The sequence below is a fragment of the Billgrantia lactosivorans genome (genome assembly GCF_003254665.1).
Lineage (GTDB): Bacteria > Pseudomonadota > Gammaproteobacteria > Pseudomonadales > Halomonadaceae > Halomonas > Halomonas lactosivorans.
Genome location: NZ_QHGY01000001.1, coordinates 220,519 through 235,934, shown reverse-complemented (window position 1 = coordinate 235,934; position 15,416 = coordinate 220,519). Strand labels below are relative to the sequence as shown.

The following is a 15,416-nucleotide window of genomic DNA, read 5'->3' as shown; positions in this document are numbered from 1 at the left end:
GAGGCCGGTGGCACCCCGCGACAACGGTCGCGGGGCCGCCGATCAGCGGGCGCCGTCGATCTGCGGCGGATTGCCCGGCCGAGTGAAGATGTAGATCAGGTCCACGGCCTGGGCGGCGCCGGAAACGGCCTGCACGTAGAGGTCGCGCCACAGCGTGTAGCGCAGCGTCAGTTCGGCGATCGGCGAGAAGATACCGACACCATAGCTGACGCGCAGATCCTCTGTCAGGTAGCCGCTGACCACCACCTGGCTGTCGTCGCCGACACCGCTGGTCTCCAGCGCCAGGTCGTCGATGCCGAACGCCTGTCCGATCGCCCCCACGGCACCGCCGGTGCGCCCCAGGGTCAGGCCGACCAGCGCCGAGGTCAGCGCGCCGTCGGCGTCGCCGTCCCGCGGCGCACGTCCGCGCAGCAGGTAGGAGAGCGCCCGCGCCTCGTCCATGGCCGGCTCGGAGAAGATCGTCAGGGTCGGCTCGGCGGCGAAGCCTGCCACGCGCAGCCCCGCCACCACGCCATCTTCGGTGATGTCGGGATTGCGGATCGCCTCGAAGTCGAGCAGCGGCTGATCGGGAGGGCCGCTGAACAGGAGCTCACCCTGCCGGATCACCAGGTCCTGGCCGAAGGCGCGGAAGCGCCCGTCGCTCAGGCTGACATCGCCGAACAGCTGCACCGGTCCGTCCTGCTGGCGCACCTGCAGGGTCCCGACCAGGCCGGTCTCGAGGCCCATGGCTTCCAGCAGCATGTCGGGGCCGAGGTGCAGTTCGAGCCGCACGTCGAGCCGCATGCCCGCCTCGCGCAGGGCCACCGCCGCCGCTTCGTCGTCGCCGGGGGCTTCCTCCGAGGCGCCGCTGCGCCGGGCCCGCTCCTCGTCGCGGCGGGTGATGATGATCTCGTCGGGGCTGGGGCTGACGGCCTCCGGCGGGGCTTCGCCGATTTCGAGCCGCGCCCAGGGCACCTGAACGTCACCGCGCACCCGGAGTTGCCGCGGGTCGACGCGCACGGCGATATCCGGGGCGACGCGCAGGCGGCCGAACTGAGGCAGGTTCACCAGCAGCGGTTGGCGGGTGCCGTCGAGATCCACGCCGATGCGCCACTCGTCGAGCGACGGCCAGGCGGCCTCGCCATCGATGACCAGGCGCCCCTCGTCGCTGGCCACGTAGCCCATCAGGCGCGCACTATCGCCGTTGAACTCGACCCGAATGCGGCCATCCTCGACGATCAGCGGTACATCAGGCCCCGAGGCCTGCAGGGCGCTGAGCTCGAGCGCCCCATCCAGGCTCGGGCGGTTGCGGTTGCCCGAGATTCCCACCCGGCCGTCGACGTCACCTTCGAGCAGGTCGAGCCCCTCGGTGAGGGTGCGATAGCGCGACAGGTCGAGGCCATCGACGACCAGTTCGCCGTCCAGCTCGCCGGCCCCCAGCGGATCCTCCAGGCCGAGGTCGAGGTCGAGGCGGCCGGCGTCGCCGAGCTCCAAACCAAGCTCGACCGACGTGCGCGCCTCACTGGCGTCGAGTCGGGCATCGAGGCGCGTGTCGGGCATCGACCAGGGCTGGCCATAGATGTCGACCCCCTCCAGGTCCAGCTGGCTGGCCAGCTCCGCGTCGAGGTTCCAGCGGCTGCCGCCCTGCCGCCACTCGGCCCCGAGCCGCAGGTCGGTCTCGCCGCCGGCGCGCCACTCCTCCGGCAGCCACTCGTCGAGCAGGTCCATGGGCATGCCGCGCACCGACACTGCCGCACTCCCCGCGTCGGCGCTGGCTTGCATCGCCTCGTCCAGGCACAGCCGCCCCCCCTGCTCGCGACGCAGGCAGAACGGCTGCACCCGGGCCCGTCCGCCGGCCAGGTCGGCTTCGAACGCGATCGGCTCGTCGAGGCGAAGCGCCCCGTACTCGCTGTCGACGTCGAGCGGGTCGATGCGCCCCGCATAACGCTGCCGCTCGCTGTCGAGCCCGCCTTCGAGGATCAGCGAGGCGCGTGACAGCGGCATGCCGCGCGCGCCGCTGGCGGCGAGTTCGGCACGATGGGAGGAGAGCCGCCCCGCCAGGGTCAGCGATGCATCCGTGAAGCGCTGCCCGCCCGCGGCCAGGCCCTCGAGGTCGAGCCTGACGTCGAGGTCGGGATCGTCCAGCCCCTCCACGTCGCCGACGAGCCGCAGCGACTCGAGGCGGTTGTCGGCGAAGGCCAGGGCGCGGCCGCGCAGGTCGAGCTCCAGGCTCGGTCGCTCCAGCGTGCCCGCGGTGCCGAAACGCCCGCTCAGGCTGCCGCTGAGTTCGTCGTGCAGGCTGCCCAGCTCGGTGAGCGAGATGTCCCCGCCCAGGTCCATGCGTCGCTCGGAGACGACCCCGCTGGCGGTGATGCGGTTGTCGCCCTGGCGGAAATCGAACTCCTCGACCCGCCACTGCATGGCGCTGTCACCTTCCAGCCGTCCGCGCAGCGACAACGGCAGCTCCTGAAGTTCACCGTCGATGGCCAGCCGCGGCACGCGCAGCCGCCACCCCTGGGGGGTCTGGGAGAAGGCGAGCTCCAGGTCGCCGTCGAGGCGGCCTTGCACGGCATCGGTAAAGCGTCCGGGATCGACGTTGTCCAGTCGCGCCGTACCTTCGACGTCCAGCCCCTCTTGCCACTCGACGCGGCCGCGACTGACCACCGAGGCCTCGCCCACGGCCAGCGACAGCGGCAACCAGGCGAAGTGCCCCAGATCGCCGCTGCCCGACAGCGCGACCCGGGTCAGGGGAATCTCCGGCCCCTCCAGGCGCGTCGACAGTGCCACGCTGTAGTCGTCCAGGCTACCCGAGAGGCGCAGGTCGAGGTCCTCGACCACGTAGGGCTCGCCGAGCGCCTCCTCCTGCCCCAGTTCCACGGCCATGGGCAGCGGCCAGCGCAGGAACTCACTCTGCAGCGAGGCCTCGAGCGGCACCTTGGGGTCCAGCACGTCGGCCTGCGCCGTCAGCTCGGCTTCCGCCGGGCCGCGCGCCGTCAGCTGCGCCCTCAGCTCGGCGAGGCTGCCGTCCAGCTCCAGTTCGAGGCGCTGGCCGGCGAGTTCGGGCATCAACTCGGGCAGCCACAGGGCGGCTTCCAGCCGCGCCTCGAGCGGGTAGTCGTCACGCAGCGCGACTCGCCCGGAAAGCCTTGCATCGGCATCGAGGCTGGCGGCCTCCAGCGCGACGATCTCGAGCTCCTGGCCGCTCGCCTCGAGAGCGAGGTCAAGGTGGCGCAGGGAGTAATCGACCGGTCCGCTGATTTCGATGTCCTCGACTCGCAGGTGCGGCACCGACACGGCCAGCGGCAGCGTGACCTCGGGCAGCGCGATGCGTTCGCGCTGCCCGGGCGGCGACTCGGCTTCGGTCGCTTCGAGCACGGCGTCGGCGGCGGCCAGCGCCTGCGCACTCAGCACGGCGCCCCCTTCCGACGCCTCCAGGGCGAGCGCGGCGGCCCCAGAGGGGGGGAGTTCGACCCGCAGCCGGGCGAGCCGCGACGGCAACAGCTCGAGTCGATCCTCCTCCGCCTCGATGCCGCTATGGAACGTCTCCCAGGCGATATGGGTGCCATCGGCGAGGCGCACTTGCGTCTCGTCCAGCTCCAGCTCGCGGACCTCCATGGGAAACGGCAGGTCCACGGGCTCGAGCGCCCCGCTCTGCTGTGGCGCCTGCGGGTCGTCGGTCTCGTCTTCCGCCGCCCGCAGGTGCACGCGGCCCCCTTGTACGGCCAGCCGTTCGATGCACAGCCGGCCACGCAGCAGACAGTCGTCCGCCCAGGCGAGCTCGAGCCGCTCGGCGGCGATATCGACCGTCCCGCTCTCCAGACGAAAGCCATGCAGCACCAGGCGATCCAGTGGCGCGCCCTCGACGCGCTCCAGCTGGTAGAGGCCGCGCTTGGCACCCTCCTCCAGCAGCAGGCCGGCGCCCCAGGGTGACAGGGCGAGGCCAAGTGCGAGGATCGCGATGCCGATCGCCAGCAAGGGCAGCACGACCAGCAATCGCAGCAGCGACCACAGCAGCAGGCGAGTTCTCAGAATTCCGGGCCGATGGCGAAGTGCAGACGCCACGAGTTCTCCTCGTCATCGAAGGGGTGGGCGATGTCGAAACGCACCGGTCCGACGGGGGAAATCCATCGCACGCCGAGGCCGGCACCGGTGTTGAGCTCCTGCGGCCACCAGTCGTCGAAGGCATCGCCGGTGTCGACGAAGGCCGCCCCCCACCAGTCGCCGGTGACGCGACGCTGGACCTCGACGCTGCCGGCGAGCATCTGCTGGCCGCCGCGCAGCAGCCCTTCTTCGTTGCGGGGCGCCAGGGTCTCGTAGGCGTAGCCGCGGACCGAGCGATCACCGCCGGTGAAGAAGCGCAGCGAGGGCGGCAACTGGGAGAAATCGCTGGTCTCGATGGCCCCCAGCGCCAACCGGCCGACGAAGCGCAGGTCGTCGCCGAGCATGCGAATCCACTCGGTGTTGCCGGTCATGCGCAGGAAGTCGGCGCCCGAGCCCCAGGAAGTGTCGGAGTACTCGAGGGTGACGCGCTGGCGATCGCCCCAGGTGGGAAAGCGAGGGTCACGGGTGCGCGTGCGTGCCCAGCTCACCCCGGGGTAATAGATGAAGACGCTCTCGTCCTCGCCCCCCTGGGTGAAATCCTCGTAGGTGGCTCGCACGAACAGGGTCTGCACCCAGCGGTTGTCGAACTCCCAGCGCCGGGCCAGCTCGACGGTCGCCTCGTTGGATTGGGTATCCTCGTTGTCGCGATGGCGGAGCCCGTACTGCAAGCGGTACTGGTCCCGCAGCGGGTCGTCGAGTGGCAGCAGGTAGGTACCGGTCAGGTGCTGCTCCGGCTGCGACAGGAAGACGTCGTGCTCGAGGCTGTGGCCGTAGCGGTTGATCCACGGCTGGTTCCAGCCGAATTGCAGCCGCGGCCCGACATCGGTGGCATAGCCGATGCCGGTCTCGAACTGATGGCGGTCGGCCGGGGCCAGCACCACGTCGATCGGCATGTCGGGGCGCTCGGGCTCGTTGAGGCGAGAGACCGTTTCCAGCGCCGGGGCGGAGAGCCGCGGCCCGGGGGTCATCGCCGTACGCGACGAGGGCGCCTGCGGCAACGCGGCGTCGCCTTCGGTCTCCACCACATTCCACCAGCCCAGCGTCGGTGGCGCCAGGGCCAGTTCGCGACGGGCATCGAGCCGGGGCCGCACGCTGACCGAACCGAACCAGTTGGTCTGGCCCAGGCGCTGGGCATAGCGCGCCACCTCGCCGGCCCGATAGGGCTCCCCGGGCTCGAACGGCGCCAGGTTGCGCAGCCGTTCCTGGACGATGTGGCTGCCGCGGATCGCGATGTCGCCGAAGGCGTAGCGTCGCCCGCTGTCGAGGGTCAGATAGAGCCGGGCGCTTTCGTCGAAGGGTCGCACCTCCATGCGCCGATCGCTGAAGGACCAGTCGAAATAGCCACGCTCGAGGGCCAGGTTGGCCAGCCGGCCGCGCATGCGATCCCAGGGCGCGTGCACCAGGGGGTCGCCCTCCTGCAGCGGGAAGCCCTCGACGGTGTCGCGGAAGGGCTCGTCCTCGGATGCCTCGCCCTCGAGCCGAATGTCGAGCACCTCGATGACCACCTGCGGGCCGGGTTCGATGGTGAGGTTGACGTGGCGCGGCGGGTCGCGCTCATCGAGGCGCGGACGGATGCGCGGCTCGTAGTAGCCATAGACGCGCATGGCCTCGCGCGTGCGACGCACCGCTTCGCCCTCCAGACGACGACGGTCGTACTGGGCGGCATCCAGCTCGCCGAGGTAGTAGCGAACGTTGTCGGCCACATCCCCGTCCAGTCCGTCGATACGTGCCTCGAGGGCAAGCGCTCCTTGCGCCATGCCGAGGCACAGGGCCGCCGCCCCCATGCGCGAGATCACGCCTCTTCCCATATTCACGGCTTCCCGACTTGGCTCTTGCCCGACCCGCGGCTGGGCCGGGCAAATTACTGCAGGGCTTCCAGCCCTGCACTGAGTGACAGCTGCTCCTGACGCAGCTCGCGGATCTCGGCCTCCATCGACGTCAGGCGTCCCCGAAGGCTGTCGAGTTCCTCGGCGGCATCGCCGCGTTCGGCGATCGTCTCGACTTCGTCGGAGAGCCCGTCGAGTCGCTCCCGCAGTGCCGTCTCCCGATCCTGCAACGCCGTCTCCTGCGCCTCCAGGCGCTCCTCGAGAGCGGCGAGTTCCTGTTCCACGAGCCGCTGGACTTGCCTATCCAGGGATTCGAGCCGCTCGTCGAGCGATGCTCTCACGCCCTGCTGCCCTTCCGCCAGCTCATCCTGCTGCGAGCGCAATTCACCGAGCCGCTGCGCCTGTCGCTCGTGACTCTCGTCCAGCGTCTCGATCCGTGCCGCCAGGGCTTCGCGCCCCTCTTCGCCGGCGCGCTCCAGCGAGTCCAGGGAAGTACGAACCGCCACCAGCATGGCCTCGCGGGTCTCGCCCTCCTCATCGAGCCGCTGGAGCCTGTCCGCAGCCTCGTCGACACGCTCATCGAGCGCCTCGAAGCGAGAGGCATCGCCTTCGCTGACCTGCTGGACCTCGACCTCCAGGCTGGCCATGCGGGCCACGATCGACTCGGCATGCTCCTCGGTCGAGGCGAGACGCGATTCGATGGACTCGAGGCGATCGCCACGCCCCTCTTCGGCATCGAAGCGGGCATGAACGTTGGACATCTCGGCCGCGGTCTGTTGCAGCTGGGCGTTCAAGCGCTCACGCTCCTGCCAGCCCAGCCACGTCAGCGCGAGCAACATCGCCAGGAGGAGCAGCACGGCAAACTTGAGCGGCCACAGGCGCGGTGACGGTGGCGGTGGAGAGGAACGGCGCGGCCTTGTCAGGCTGGAATCCGGATCGGGCACGATGGGACGTCGCTCGGAGGGACGCGCTTCGGGCATGTCAAACTCCTTCTGGGCAGGTGCGGCAGGCGCCCGTCCATTGTAAGCAGATCAGACACCTGCGCGCACACTGCTGCCTCAACGCGCCGCCGGCCGCTGTTGTGGATCCGCACGGCGACCAATGCCACGATAGGTCAGCCCCCAGCTGGCGACGTGGCCGGGGTCGTAGATGTTGCGGCCGTCCAGCAGCAACCGCTCGCGCAGCAGCCCGGCCAGGCGTGGCCAGTCGGGGTTCCAGTAGTGCTTCCATTCGGTCACCAGCATCAGGGCATCGGCCCCGTCGCAGGCGGCGTAGGGGTCGCCGTCGAACAGCGTCAGCAGCGGATGTTCGCCCACGGCGCTGTGCACCGCCGGGGTCGCCGCCGGATCGTGCAGCCGCACCCGCACCCCCTGGGCCCAGAGCGCCTCGAGCAGGGTCAGCACCGGGGCGTGGTCGATGCGCGCCGACCCCGGCTTGAAGGCGGCCCCCCAGATGGCCAGGGTGCGCCCCTCGAGCTGCCCGTGGAAGTGGGTCCAGAGCTTGCGGAAGAGGGTCTCCTTCTTCTGCTCGTTGATGTCCAGCACCTGCTCGAGCAGCGCCGAGTGGCGCCCGCTCGCTTCCTGCACGTCGGCCAGGCGCATCAGGTCGCGCGAGAAGTGAGGCCCGCCGAAGCCGCAGCCGGGGTAGAGGTACTCGTAGCCGATGCGCGAATCCGCGCCCATCCCCTGACGCACGTACTCCACGTCGACCCCGAGGCTGTCGGCGAGTCCCGCGATCTCGTTCATGTAGCTGATCCGGGTAGCCAGCATGCCGATCGTCGCCAGCTTGGTCAGTTCGGCGGCGCGACGCGGCATCAGCTGGATCACGTCGCGGCGGCGGTTGAATGCCCGCAGCAGTTCGCGCACCTGGGCCTCGGCCCCCTCGTCGTCGCAGCCCAGCAGCCAGCGGCCCGGGCGGGTGAAGCTGGCCCAGGCCCGCCCCTCCTCGATCATGTCGACCAGGGCCACGGCGCGACACTGCTCGCTGCTCAGGCGCGACTCCAGGCGTTCGGTCTCGCCGACGGGAAAGGTCGAATTGTTGACCAGGGTCAGCGAACCCTGCTGCCGCGCCGCCACGCCGGCCACCAGGTCGCCGGCCTCCTCGCGTTGCTCCGGCGACAGCGCGATCCAGAGGATGTCGATATTCTCCGGCGGGGCATCGCCCTCGCCGTTGGCCAGGCACAAGGTGCCCTGCTCCAGCCCCTCCTCGAGGCGATCGAGCAGGTCGGGCTCCCGTCGCAGCCAGTCGGCCGCCTTGAGCGATGGCCAGCGCATGCTGGCATGCGGCACCCAGCGCACCTGGTGGCCGACCCAGGAGAGTGCGGCGGCGGCCGTCGCCGCCGCCAGCTCACTGCCATGTATCTCGATGCGCATGGCCGTCACCTCGCCTGGCTATAGCGTGCGAGCAGCTCGCGGAACCCTTCGCCAAACCGCGGGTGACGGCTGGCATAGACCAGCGTGGCCTCGAGATAGCCGAGCTGGTGCCCGCAGTCGTAGGTCTTGCCGCGCATGCGCCAGGCATCGACGCCGTCGCGCTGGCGCAGGGTCTCGATGGCGTCGGTCAGCTGGATCTCGTCGCCCGCGCCCGGCGGGGTCTCGGCCAGCAGCGCGAAGATGCTGCCCGGCAGCACGTAGCGACCGATCACGGCCAGGTTGGACGGTGCCTCCTCGCGGGCGGGTTTTTCCACCACCCCGGCCAGCGGACAGGCGTTGCCGGCGGTCGGCGCGTCGCCCTGAGGGCTCACGATGCCGTACTTGTGGACCTGTTCCCAGGGCACCTCCTCGACCATCAGCTGCGAACGCCCGGTTGCCTCGAAGGCTTCCAGCATGCCGGCGAGGTCATTGCGCGAGAGTCCTTCGTCGTCGACCAGAACATCGGGCAGCAGGACCGCGAAGGGTTCGTCATCGCCGATCACGGGGCGGGCGCAGAGCACCGCATGCCCCAGCCCCAGCGGCTCGTGCTGGCGCACGCTGATGATGTTGACGTCGGCGGGCACGATGGCGCGCAGTTCGTCGAGCAGCTCCTGCTTGTTCTTGGCCTCGAGCGTGGCTTCGAGCTCGTAGTGGGTGTCGAAGTGGTTCTCGATGGCGCTCTTGCTGGCGTGGGTGACCAGCACGATGTCACGGATGCCGGCCTGGACCGCCTCGTTGACCACGTACTGGATCACGGGACGATCGACGATGGTGATCATTTCCTTGGGGATCGCCTTGGAAGCCGGCAGGCAGCGGGTGCCGAACCCGGCCACGGGCAGTACGGCCTTGCGGATCATGGGTGCCTTCCTTGTCGGTTGGTGGATGGTCGGTGAATGATACCCCCGGGCCGGTCCTTGATTCCGTCATGGGAAAGCCCGGGTAGCTACGGGTACAATGTGCATGATACCGAAGGTAAAGAATGTTGCCAGGGTGCCAGACCAATTGACACGGAGAGACCACATGAGCGCAACCCTCCACCACAACGTCGACCAGGGTGAGATCGCCAAGTTCGAGGCCCTGGCCAGCCGCTGGTGGGACCCGCACAGCGAGTTCAAGCCGCTGCATGACATCAATCCGCTGCGCCTGGACTTCATCGACGCCCGCTGCGGGCTGGCCGGCCGCAAGGTGCTCGACGTCGGCTGCGGGGGCGGCATCCTGGCCGAGGCCATGGCCCACCGCGGCGCTCGCGTCACCGGTATCGACATGGGCGAGGCGCCGCTCGGCGTGGCTCGTCTGCATGCCATGGAGAGCCACGTCGAGATCGAGTACCGCCAGGCCAGCGCCGAGGCCATGGCCGCCGAGCACGCCGGGGAATTCGACGTGGTCACCTGCATGGAGATGCTCGAACACGTTCCCGACCCCGGCTCGGTGATCCGCGCCTGCGCCACCCTGGTCAGGCCCGGCGGCCAGCTGTTCTTCTCCACCATCAACCGCAGTCCCAAGGCCTATGCCCTGGCCATCGTCGGTGCCGAGTACCTGCTGCAGATGCTGCCCCGCGGCACCCACGACTACCGCAAGTTCATCCGCCCCTCCGAACTGGCCGGCTGGTGCCGTGAGCACGGGCTCGTGGTACGCGAACAGAGCGGCCTGACCTATAACCCGCTGACGCGCCGCTACCGCCTCTCGCCACGGGATGTCTCGGTCAACTACCTGATGCACTGTCAGCGGGAGGCGGCATGACGTGCACGCCCCAGGCCCTGCTGTTCGATCTCGACGGCACGCTGGTGGATACCGCGCCGGACCTGGCGCGGGCGACCAACGCCCTGCGCGCCCGCCATGGGCTCGAGCCGCTAGCCTACCCGGTGATCCGCGCTCAGGTCTCGAACGGCGGCAGTGCCCTGGTCACCCTGGCACTGGGGCTCGACAAGGAACACCAGGACCATGACGAAGCCCGACTGTTCTTGCTCGAGGCCTATGGTGAAGCGCTGGCCGTGGAGAGCTGCCTGTTTCCCCATCTCGATCGCCTGCTGGGCAGTTGGGAAGCGCGCAACCGGCCCTGGGGCATCGTCACCAACAAGCCGCGCGCCTATGCGGCGCCACTGGTCGAGGCACTCGGGCTGACCCCCGGCGCCCTGCTGTGTGCCGACGACCTGCCGCAGCGCAAGCCGGCGCCGGAGCCGCTGTGGGCCGCCGCCAAACAGCTGAACGTGCCGGCAGCACAGTGCTGGTACATCGGTGACCACCTGCGCGACATGCAGGCGGCCCGCGCCGCCGGCATGGTCGCGGTGGCCGTCGGTTACGGCTACATCGAGGAGGGAGACGACTACCGGGAGTGGCCGGCCGACCTCTGGTTCGAGACCTGCGAGGCGCTGGTCGAAGCCCTGCTCCAGCCTGCCTGAGGTGCACAGGCCAAGAGCCGGGCTTGCGCAAATTGGCGAGCGCAAGCGGGTCGCCAGGCGCCCGCAGCACGACAAGCCGAGCGTATGGGTCATAGGTGCGGAATGCGAGCATGCGGGGAACGCAGCGATTCGCCCGCGCCGCCATCGGTTTACCTGGGCGGCTGGGCGTCGAATCGCTCGCCGTTACACCCCCTGCTCTCCGGCCCCATCAGCCACAGGTAGGTCGGCATGATCTCTTCCGGCGTGCGCAGGGTATTCGGATCCTCGCCCGGGTAGGCATTGACGCGCATGGCCGTGCGGGTCGCCCCGGGATTGAGCGAGTTGACGCGCAGCGTGCCCAGGTGCTCGACCTCCTCGGCCAGGACTTCCATGAAGCCTTCGGTGGCGAACTTGGAGACCGCGTAGGCTCCCCAGAACGCCCTCCCCTTGCGCCCGACGCTGGAGGAGGTGAACACCACCGAGGCGTCGGGGGAGGCCTGCAGCAGCGGCAGCAGAGCCTGGGTCATCCAGATCGGGCCGTTGAAATTGACCTGCATCACCTGCTCCCACAGCTCCGGGTTGTACTGCTCGAACGGCGTGATGCGGCCAAGTAGCCCGGCGTTGTGCAGGATGCCATCGAGCCGGCCGAACTCCCTGTCGAGGGTCTCGGCCATGTCGTGGTAGTCCTTGTGCGTGGCGCCCTCGAAGTTGAGCGGGAAGATGGCCGGCTGCGGTCCACCGGCGGCCTCGATCTCGTCGTAGACCTTCTCCAGCTTGGCAATGGTGCGGCCCAGCAGGATCACGGTGGCACCGTGCCGGGCGAAGGCCAGTGACGCCGCCCGACCGATGCCATCGCCGGCCCCCGTCACGAGGATGATGCGATCGGCCAGCAGGTCGGCCGGCGCCACATAATCGATCTTGCAGGTCATCTTGGCTCCTTGGACGAGGCCAGCCCGCTACAGGGACTGGCGCAGGAAATCGTTGGCCAGCCCCGCTGCGCTGGAATCGGGGTAATCGTCACGCACGCGCTCGAGCAACCCACGGCTCTCTTCGAGCTCGCCCTGACGCGCCTTGATCAGGCCGAGCTTGTAGAGGGCATCGGGCACCTTGCTGCTCTGCGAGAAATTGTCGATGACCTGGCGGAAGGCGGCTTCCGCCTGGTCCAGGTTGGCTTCGGCCGAGTGCAGCTCCCCGAGCCAGTAATACCCGTTGGCGGTCAGGTTGGTATCGGGGTAGTCGGCGACGAAGGCCTCGAAGGCCTGAATGGCTTCGGGGAACTCGCGGGCCTGGACGCGGGCAAAGGCTTCCTGGTACGCAGCCTGGGCATCGGCGCTGTTGCCGCTCGGCGAGGGGGTCTGCGCCACCTGGCGCGCCGAATCTTCATCCACCTGCGGGTTGGTCTCGATGCCGGCGCCGCCAGCCATGAGACGTTCGTCGAGGTCGATGTACTGCTGGCGGGTCTGGTTGCGCAACTGCTCGAGCTGGTGGCGCAGTTCCTCGATCTGGCCGCGTAGCTGCTGGATCTCGCGCTGGTGTTCCTGCAACTGGTTGTACAGTACCAGGCTGCCGCCGCCCTCCTCGCGCACTTCGGCCTGCTCGAGGAAGCCCCGCGGTTGTTCGGTGCGGTCTTCGACGATCGGGCGCTGCTGGGCTTCTACAAGGCTCATCACGGACAGCGGGAGCACCAGGGCTCCCGCGCCGCACAGCCTTTTCAGACTGTGTCTCATGCTTCACTCCATGGGCGCGCGCTTGCGCCAGCTCGCTCAGTAGGCAAACACGACGCGGCGATTCTTGGCGTGGGCATCATCGCTGCCGCCACGCTCGGCCAGTCGCTCTTCACCATAGCTGACCACCTCGAGCTGGGACGGTGAGACGCCCTGGACCTCGAGGAAGCGCTTCACCGCGTTGGCGCGTCGCTCGCCCAGCGCCATGTTGTACTCGCGGGTGCCGCGTTCGTCGGTATGGCCCTGAAGGACGACACGAGCGTTGCCGTTGGAGCGCAGGTAGCGCGCATGGGCCACCAGGACCGATTCGAACTCGGAGCGGATGCTGTCGCGGTCGAAATCGAAATAGATGGTGCGAACTTCCGGGATGCGGCCGTCGGCCTGCTGGCCAGAGCGGTCGCCGCTGACGCCGGAACCACTGACCTGGCCCGAGCCGGCTGCCCCGCTACCGGCACCGCCGTTGGCGTCCGTGCCATCCATGGACCCGTCACGGCTTCCCCCGGTGCTCGAACAGCCGGCAACCAGAGCCAGGGACAGGGCAATAGCCAGGATTCTGGCATGCGACTTGAATTGCATCGTCAAACTCCTCACAGGATTCGAATGACACGTACCATTAGTTCAAGAACGGTGACCATGCAGGTTCACGCACGTCACCCTGCGCCGAAGGCAACCGGTAGGACGCCCGTCCATCGGCTGACACGGCCCCCAACACCCCGTTGTTACCTTGCTGGGTGGCGAAGATTACCATGGTCCCGTTTGGCGCAACACTAGGCGATTCATCCAAACGAGAGTCACTGAGCACGACCAGGCGGCCGGAATCCATGTCCTGCCTTGCCACCTGGTAGCCCTCGTTGCTACGGTGGATCAGGAACAGCGACTCGCCATCCGGTGAGATCCGCCCCCGTGCATTGTAGTTGCCGGTGAAGGTCAGGCGCTCGGATTCTCCGCTACCGAAGCTGTAGCGATAGATCTGCGGCCCGCCGCTGCGATCCGAGGTGAAGATCAGGCTGTCGCCATCAGGCGACCAGGCGGGCTCGGTATCGATGCTCGAATTGTTGGTGATCCGCTCGAGGTTGCGCGACCCCACGTCCATCACGTAGATGTCGGGCTGGCCATCCTTGGACAGGGTCATCGCCAGGCGGCGCCCATCGGGCGACCAGGCGGGCGCGCCGTTGATGCCGTCGAACGACGCCAGCCTGGCCCGCTGCCCCGTGTTCACGTCCTGAACGTAGATCGCCGGACGCTCGGTCTCGAAGGAGACGTAGGCCAGGCGACGCCCATCGGGGGACCAGGCCGGGGACAGGATCGGCTCGCGCGAGCTCAGCACCTGCTGGCTGTTGTGGCCGTCGGCATCGGCAACGTAGAGGGCGAACTGCATGTCGTCGTCGGTGCCCTGGGCTGTCACGTAGGCGATGCGGGTCGAAAAGGCCCCGCGAATGCCGGTGATGGCTTCGAAGATCTGGTCGCTGATGTAATGGGCACCACCGCGCAGCTCGTCGCCGCCGGCGGTGACGTTCTCGCCGATCATGCGGCTCTCCCCGCTGACGTCCATCAGTTCATAGCGGATGCGGTAGCCGTCCCCGCCACGACTGACCTGCCCGACGACCAGGTAGCGCACGTCGAGCGCGTTCCACTGGCCGAAGCGCACCTCGTCGCCGGTGCTGGGCTGGTCGTACATGGCATCGCGCGGCAGCGGCTCGAAGTAGCCACTGCGCTGCAGATCGTCACTGATGATCTGGGCCACGTCCTCGGGCAGCTCCTCTCCGTCGGCCGCGAACGGCACGATGGCGATGGGGGTGGCCCGATCGCTGCCTCGGGTGATCTCGATGGTCAGGTCGGACTGGGCGTGGGCGAGCGCGCCGAACATCAGCAGCAGGGCACCCAGCCAGGTGGTCATCAGGGCTTTCATCAGCGTACATCTCCCGGTGTGAAACGCAGATTGAACTGGCGGAAGTCGCGTTGCGCCGCCGGCGGCAGCTGGCGCAGTTCGTTGAACGGTGCGGCAGCCTCCACCGCCTGGATGGCGGAGCGATCGAAACTGCTGTCTCCGCTGCTCTGGGTAATGGTAGCGCCAAACAACTCACCCGAGGGCCCCAGCTGCACCTGGACGGTGACATCGAGGGAGTTGCTGGCCCCCGGCGGGATCACCCAGGCCTGCTCCACGGCGCGGCGGACCAGGTTGATGAAACTGTTGGCCGCCTCGTCGCCCTGCTGGGCATCGGACACGCTATCCGACTCGCCCTCGATGGCTCGCTCGAGCCCCTGGGCCGCGGCCTCGGCTGCACGCCGCGCCTCCTCCTCGCGCTGGCGCCGGGCTTCTTCCTCAGCCTCGCGCTGGCGCTGGGCTTCCTCCTCGGCCTCGCGCCGGGCTTCTTCCTCGGCCTCGCGCCGGGCTTCTTCCTCGGCCTCGCGCCGGGCTTCCTCCTCGGCCTCGCGCCGGGCTTCCTCCTCGGCCTCGCGCCGGGCTTCCTCCTCGGCCTCGCGCTGGCGCTGGCGCTCCGCCTCCTGCTCCTCGCGCAGCTGGGCCTGCCGCTCGGCCTCCTCGGCACGGCGCTGGGCCTCTTCCTCGGCGTCCTGCCGGGCTTCCTGCAAGCGGCGTGCCTCGTCCCGCTCGGCCTGCTCCTGCTCGGCCTGGCGCTGTCGCTCCTGCTCGGCCTCTCGCTCAGCTTCAGCTTCGGCTTCAGCTTCGGCCTGTTCCTCGGCTTCGGCCTGGCGTGCCTCCTCCTCAGCCCGGCGCTCCTCGGCGCGCGCCCGGGCCTCTTCGGCACGCTGCGCCTGATCGGTGGTGGTCTCGGTGCTGACCAGCGTGGCCTGAACGATGGAGGTCGACTGGGATTCGGGCTGGCGCTGGGGCAGGGAGATCACACTGACCACCACGACCAGCACGTGCAGGCCAATGGCCAGCAGCGCCGGCACGCCATAGCCGACACGTCCATTCTTCCGAGGGGCGGAGGAGCCCCGCTGACGTCGGGCCATCACGTCTCCTACCTTTCTGAA

At 69.0% G+C, this 15,416-nt stretch carries 12 protein-coding genes; 2 read left to right on the top strand and 10 right to left on the bottom strand.

All coding sequences use genetic code 11. From position 1 onward, the window contains the following. Window positions 1–42: 42 nt before the first annotated feature. The 5 genes from tamB to galU form a co-directional block, all read right to left on the bottom strand. A complete protein-coding gene (gene tamB / locus DIS04_RS00945; protein ID WP_245904445.1) occupies window positions 43–4,041 on the bottom strand; it encodes an autotransporter assembly complex protein TamB in 3,999 nt (1,332 codons plus the stop codon). Next, complete coding sequence (tamA, locus tag DIS04_RS00940) at window positions 4,005–5,888, bottom strand: autotransporter assembly complex protein TamA (RefSeq protein ID WP_281270146.1); 1,884 nt, start codon at window positions 5,886–5,888, stop codon at window positions 4,005–4,007. Before tamA ends, tamB begins: the two co-directional genes overlap by 37 nt. Before the next feature lie 53 nt (window positions 5,889–5,941). After that, entirely contained in the window at window positions 5,942–6,886 is a 945-nt protein-coding gene (locus tag DIS04_RS00935; RefSeq protein ID WP_111411850.1) for a coiled-coil domain-containing protein, read from the bottom strand. Between the two features lie 78 nt (window positions 6,887–6,964). Next, complete coding sequence (locus DIS04_RS00930; RefSeq protein WP_111411849.1) at window positions 6,965–8,278, bottom strand: UDP binding domain-containing protein; 1,314 nt, start codon at window positions 8,276–8,278, stop codon at window positions 6,965–6,967. A 5-nt stretch (window positions 8,279–8,283) separates the two neighbouring features. Next, complete coding sequence (gene galU, locus DIS04_RS00925; protein WP_111411848.1) at window positions 8,284–9,174, bottom strand: UTP--glucose-1-phosphate uridylyltransferase GalU; 891 nt, start codon at window positions 9,172–9,174, stop codon at window positions 8,284–8,286. A gap of 163 nt (window positions 9,175–9,337) precedes the next feature. Here galU and ubiG point away from each other — a divergent pair, with 163 nt between their 5' ends. Together ubiG and DIS04_RS00915 are read left to right on the top strand one after the other, a co-directional pair. Further along, the gene (ubiG, locus tag DIS04_RS00920; protein ID WP_111411847.1) at window positions 9,338–10,057 is read left to right on the top strand and encodes a bifunctional 2-polyprenyl-6-hydroxyphenol methylase/3-demethylubiquinol 3-O-methyltransferase UbiG; all 720 of its coding nucleotides are present in this window, start codon (window positions 9,338–9,340) and stop codon (window positions 10,055–10,057) included. Then, window positions 10,054–10,716 carry an HAD-IA family hydrolase gene (locus tag DIS04_RS00915; RefSeq protein WP_111411846.1) on the top strand — a complete coding sequence of 221 codons (663 nt, stop codon included), beginning with the start codon at window positions 10,054–10,056 and terminating at the stop codon, window positions 10,714–10,716. The genes ubiG and DIS04_RS00915 overlap by 4 nt, the downstream gene beginning before the upstream one ends. 149 nt (window positions 10,717–10,865) lie before the next feature. Here DIS04_RS00915 and DIS04_RS00910 read toward each other — a convergent pair whose 3' ends face one another. Genes DIS04_RS00910 through tolA form a run of 5 tightly spaced genes read right to left on the bottom strand, consistent with a single transcriptional unit; the run spans window position 10,866 to window position 15,395 of the window. Further along, window positions 10,866–11,624, bottom strand: a complete 759-nt coding sequence (locus DIS04_RS00910; protein WP_111411845.1) for a YciK family oxidoreductase — start codon at window positions 11,622–11,624, stop codon at window positions 10,866–10,868. 27 nt (window positions 11,625–11,651) lie between these two features. Then, the gene (gene ybgF, locus DIS04_RS00905) at window positions 11,652–12,422 is read right to left on the bottom strand and encodes a tol-pal system protein YbgF (RefSeq protein ID WP_111411844.1); all 771 of its coding nucleotides are present in this window, start codon (window positions 12,420–12,422) and stop codon (window positions 11,652–11,654) included. A gap of 36 nt (window positions 12,423–12,458) precedes the next feature. After that, entirely contained in the window at window positions 12,459–12,995 is a 537-nt protein-coding gene (pal, locus tag DIS04_RS00900) for a peptidoglycan-associated lipoprotein Pal (RefSeq protein ID WP_111411843.1), read from the bottom strand. A gap of 37 nt (window positions 12,996–13,032) precedes the next feature. Then, complete coding sequence (gene tolB, locus DIS04_RS00895) at window positions 13,033–14,328, bottom strand: Tol-Pal system beta propeller repeat protein TolB (RefSeq protein WP_111411842.1); 1,296 nt, start codon at window positions 14,326–14,328, stop codon at window positions 13,033–13,035. After that, window positions 14,328–15,395, bottom strand: a complete 1,068-nt coding sequence (tolA, locus tag DIS04_RS00890) for a cell envelope integrity protein TolA (RefSeq protein ID WP_111411841.1) — start codon at window positions 15,393–15,395, stop codon at window positions 14,328–14,330. The genes tolB and tolA overlap by 1 nt, the downstream gene beginning before the upstream one ends. Between the last annotated feature and the right edge of the window lie 21 nt (window positions 15,396–15,416).

Excerpts from the sequence above, each read along its gene's own strand:
- tamA (WP_281270146.1), bottom strand. The coding sequence starts at position 5,888 with ATGGGAAGAGGCGTGATCTCGCGCATGGGGGCGGCGGCCCTGTGCCTC.
- DIS04_RS00935 (WP_111411850.1), bottom strand. The coding sequence starts at position 6,886 with ATGCCCGAAGCGCGTCCCTCCGAGCGACGTCCCATCGTGCCCGATCCG.
- DIS04_RS00930 (WP_111411849.1), bottom strand. The coding sequence starts at position 8,278 with ATGCGCATCGAGATACATGGCAGTGAGCTGGCGGCGGCGACGGCCGCC.
- galU (WP_111411848.1), bottom strand. The coding sequence starts at position 9,174 with ATGATCCGCAAGGCCGTACTGCCCGTGGCCGGGTTCGGCACCCGCTGC.
- ubiG (WP_111411847.1), top strand. The coding sequence starts at position 9,338 with ATGAGCGCAACCCTCCACCACAACGTCGACCAGGGTGAGATCGCCAAG.
- DIS04_RS00915 (WP_111411846.1), top strand. The coding sequence starts at position 10,054 with ATGACGTGCACGCCCCAGGCCCTGCTGTTCGATCTCGACGGCACGCTG.
- DIS04_RS00910 (WP_111411845.1), bottom strand. The coding sequence starts at position 11,624 with ATGACCTGCAAGATCGATTATGTGGCGCCGGCCGACCTGCTGGCCGAT.
- ybgF (WP_111411844.1), bottom strand. The coding sequence starts at position 12,422 with ATGAGACACAGTCTGAAAAGGCTGTGCGGCGCGGGAGCCCTGGTGCTC.
- pal (WP_111411843.1), bottom strand. The coding sequence starts at position 12,995 with ATGCAATTCAAGTCGCATGCCAGAATCCTGGCTATTGCCCTGTCCCTG.
- tolB (WP_111411842.1), bottom strand. The coding sequence starts at position 14,328 with ATGAAAGCCCTGATGACCACCTGGCTGGGTGCCCTGCTGCTGATGTTC.
- tolA (WP_111411841.1), bottom strand. The coding sequence starts at position 15,395 with ATGGCCCGACGTCAGCGGGGCTCCTCCGCCCCTCGGAAGAATGGACGT.